The organism is Pseudomonas sp. B6(2017), assembly GCF_002112765.1.
In the GTDB taxonomy this organism is placed as follows: Bacteria; Pseudomonadota; Gammaproteobacteria; order Pseudomonadales; family Pseudomonadaceae; genus Aquipseudomonas; species Aquipseudomonas piscis.
The window spans coordinates 1-4,118 of the sequence record NZ_NEIQ01000045.1 but is presented as its reverse complement, the minus strand read 5'-3'; the positions used below and the strand labels follow the sequence as shown (position 1 = coordinate 4,118).

Genomic DNA, 4,118 nt, shown 5'->3' with positions numbered 1-4,118 from the left:
GGTGATCGAATACGCCGGGCGTATCGACCACCAGGTCAAGCTGCGAGGCCTGCGCATCGAGTTGGGCGAGATCGAAGCGCGACTGCTGGAGCACGAGCGTGTGCGCGAGGCCGCGGTACTGGCGGTGGATAACCAGCACCTGGTGGGTTACCTGGTGCTGGAAGGCGCGGGCGAAGACTGGCGCGAAGTACTGAGTGCCCACCTGGCCGCGCACCTGCCGGACTACATGGTGCCGGCGCAGTGGGTGGTGTTGGAGCAGATGCCGCTGAGCCCCAACGGCAAGCTGGACCGCAAGGTCCTGCCCAAGCCCGATGCCAGCTTGCAGGCACGGGAGTACGTGGCACCGCAGAGCGCGCTGGAGCAGCAGGTCGCGCAGATCTGGGCGCAGGTACTGGAAGTGGAGCGCGTCGGCTTGAAGGACAACTTCTTCGAGTTGGGCGGACACTCGTTGCTGGCCACGCAAGTGGTGGTGCGATTGCGCGAGCAGCTGCACAGCGAGATCGACGTCAAGTCGATCTTCACCACACCGACCCTGGTCGAGTTCTGTGCCCATGTCGCAGCGCAGCAGACAAATATTTCGCCGGTGCAGGATGCATTGGCTAAATCCCTGGAGGCCCTCAAACGTCTATCAGCAGAAGATTTGGATAAATTGACTTCCTGAGGGGCGTGGCGTGCAAGCATTAATCGAGTCGGTGGGTTCTCTTTCTGCGCAAGAAAAGAAAGCGTTGGCGGTACTGCTCAAACAGCAAGGCATCAACCTGTTCGAGATCGCCCCGGTTTTCAAGCGCCAGCAGGATGAACCGCTGCGACTCTCTTATGCCCAGGAGCGGCAGTGGTTTCTCTGGCAATTGGAGCCCGAGAGCCCTGCCTACCATTTGCCCCGTGCCCTGCGCCTGAAGGGCCGGCTCGACCATTCAGCATTGCAGCACAGTTTCGACACCTTGCTGGCTCGCCATGAAAGCCTGCGTACCCACCTGCATCAGGATGGAGAGCAGGTGGTGCAGGTAGTGCAGGCGCAGTCGAGTGTGTCGATCGACTTGGAGCGAGCCGACCCACAGCAATTGGAAGCCTTGGTAAAGGCTGAAGTGGCCAAGCCCTTCGACTTGCAGCAGGGCCCCCTGCTGCGAGTCAAACTACTGCAGTTGGCCGAGGAGGAACACGTACTGGTGCTGGTACTGCACCACATCGTGTCCGATGGCTGGTCGATGCAAGTCATGGTCGATGAGTTGGTCCAACTGTATGTCGCCTATAGCCAGGGGCGAAGCTCGGCGTTGCCCGACCTGCCGATCCAATACCCCGATTACGCACTGTGGCAACGTAGTTGGATGGAAGCTGGAGAAAAGGAGCGCCAGCTCGGTTACTGGCGGGAGTTGTTGGGTGGTGAGCAGCCTGTGCTGGAACTGCCTTTGGATCATCCACGGCCAGCCGTGCAAAGCTATCGTGGTGCCCGGCTGGACGTTGCCCTGGATCATGGGTTGGTGGCCGGGCTCAAGGCCTTGGCTCAGCGCGAAGGCGTGACGCTGTTCATGCTGTTGCTGGCATCTTTCCAGACCCTGCTGTATCGCTACAGCGGCCAGTCCGATATCCGTGTCGGCGTGCCGATCGCCAACCGAACCCGGGTGGAGGTCGAGCGCTTGATCGGCTTCTTCGTCAATACCCAGGTACTGAAGGCCGATATCGATGGGCAGATGACCTTCAGCCAGTTGCTGGCTCAGGTCAAGCAACGGGCTCTCGAGGCCCAGGGACATCAGGACCTGCCGTTCGAGCAATTGGTCGAGGCCCTACAGCCCGAGCGCAGCCTGAGTCATAACCCGCTGTTCCAGGTGATGTTCAATCACCAGACCGAGGGTCGTGTCCGTGGTGAACAACAACTGCCAGGGCTGGGGGTCGAGGCATTGGAGTGGGACAGCCAAAGCGCGCAGTTCGATCTGAGCCTGGATACCCAGGAGTCGATCGAGGGCGTCTGGGCTTGCTGGACATACGCGACGGATCTGTTCGATAGCGCCACGATCGAGCGCATGGCTCGGCATTGGCAGGCGCTGCTACAGGCGGTAGTGGCAGAGGCAGGGCAGCGAATTGCCCACTTGACGATACAGGATGCCGCCGAGCAACAGGCGCTGTTGCATGCCTGGAATGATGCCGCGCCGGCATTCATGCACCCAGCAGGTGTGCATGGTCTGTTCGAGGTCCAGGCGCGCCAACGCCCTGAAGCGCCGGCCTTGCATCTGGGCCAGCAGTCCATGACCTATGCCGAGCTGAATCGCCAGGCCAACCGTCTGGCCCACTACCTGATCGGCCAGGGGGTTGGACCCGAAGTCCTGGTCGGGATCGCAGTGGAGCGCTCCTTTGCCATGGTGGTCAGCCTGTTGGCAGTGCTCAAGTCTGGTGGTGCCTATGTGCCGCTGGACCCGGACTACCCCCGTGAGCGGCTGTTGCATATGCTCGAAGACAGTGGCGTGCACTTGGTGTTGCGCCAGTCTCATTTGCAATTGCCACTGCCTCAGGGCCTGGTGACGTTGGATATCGATCAGGCCGAAGCGGCATTGCAGCAGTGTTCTGAAGACAATCCCCAAGTGATGGCCGACCCGCGTAGCCTGGCCTATGTGATCTACACCTCGGGCTCGACGGGCAAGCCCAAGGGCGTGGCGATCAGTCACGCCGCCCTGACTGAGTTCTCCAGCATCGCCGCAGGTTATTCGCGCTTGACTCCGAATGACCGGGTGCTGCAGTTCGCTACCTTGAACTTCGACGGCTTCGTCGAGCAGTTGTATCCGGCCCTGACCCAGGGGGCCAGTGTGGTATTGCGTGGTCCCGAGCTTTGGGACAGTGCTCGGTTGTATGACGAAATCATTAGCCAGGGCATCACCCTGGCCGACTTGCCAACGGCCTATTGGAAACTGTTCCTGCTCGATTGCCTGGCGGCAGGCCCAAGACCTTATGGAACGTTGCGGCAGATCCATATTGGTGGCGAAGCCATGCCGCTGGATGGGCCGGCGCAATGGCAGCGTGCGGGGCTGGGGCATATCCGTCTGCTCAATACCTACGGGCCGACCGAAGCCACTGTGGTTTCCAGCGTGCTCGATTGCAGTGCTGGCAATGAGGCGACTGGCGGCATAGCCAGTCCGATTGGTCGTTCGTTGCCTGGGCGTGCCTTGTATGTCCTGGATTGCGATCTGAACCTGGCGCCCTTGGGAGCGGTAGGTGAGTTGTATATCGGTAGCCATTGCGGGCTGGCGCGGACTTACCTGAACCGTGCGTTGTTGACTGCCGAACGTTTTGTCGCGAACCCGTTCTCCAGCGCGGGTGAGCGTCTTTACCGTACCGGCGACCTGGCAAGGTACCGGGCCGATGGCGTGATCGAATACATCGGCCGGGCCGATCATCAAGTGAAAGTCCGTGGCTTTCGTATCGAGCTGGGCGAAATTGAAGCACGGCTGCTGGCCCATGAGCAGGTGCGTGAAGCGGTAGTGCTGGCAGTCGACAACCAGTTGCTGGCGTACCTGGTGGCCGAGCAGTCTGATACCCAGGTGCTGGCTCAGGCGCTGCGTACGGCTTTGGCGGAACAGTTGCCGGATTACATGATTCCAGCGCATCTGATCTTCCTTGAGCATATGCCGCTCAACCCTAACGGCAAGCTGGACCGTGCTGCCTTGCCCAAGCCTGATAGCAGCCTGATGAATCAGGAATGGGTGGCTCCGGTGAGCGAGTCGGAGCAGCAGGTTGCGGCCATCTGGGCCGATATCCTGGGAGTCGAGCGAGTAGGTCTCACGGATCACTTCTTCGAAATGGGTGGCCACTCGTTGTTGGCGATGCAGGTGGTTTCGCGCCTGCGCCACGTCCTGGGGTGTGAGGTGCCTCTGAAGCTGGTATTCGAACAGCCTCGCCTGGGTGGTTTTGTGGCAACCCTACAGGGAATGGACTCCAGTGCGGTCGTGCAGGCGCCGGCGATGATCACGGTCGATCGAGAACAACCCTTGTCACTGTCGTTTGCCCAGGAACGCCAATGGTTCCTCTGGCAACTGGACCCGACCAGCGCCGCCTACCATGTACCCAGCGCGCTGCGCCTGAAGGGCCAGCTGGATCTGGCTGCGTTGCAGCGCAGTTTCGACACCCTGGTG

General features: G+C 60.8%; 2 protein-coding genes. Both read left to right on the top strand.

Going from position 1 to position 4,118, the window contains the following annotated elements; all coding sequences use genetic code 11:
• Positions 1-661, top strand: a 661-nt coding sequence (locus CAG11_RS32770) for a phosphopantetheine-binding protein (protein ID WP_256578828.1), incomplete at its 5' end; no start/stop codon positions are given.
• A gap of 10 nt (positions 662-671) precedes the next feature.
• A partial coding sequence (locus CAG11_RS32765; RefSeq protein ID WP_371857949.1) for an amino acid adenylation domain-containing protein occupies positions 672-4,118 on the top strand: 3,447 nt, incomplete at its 3' end.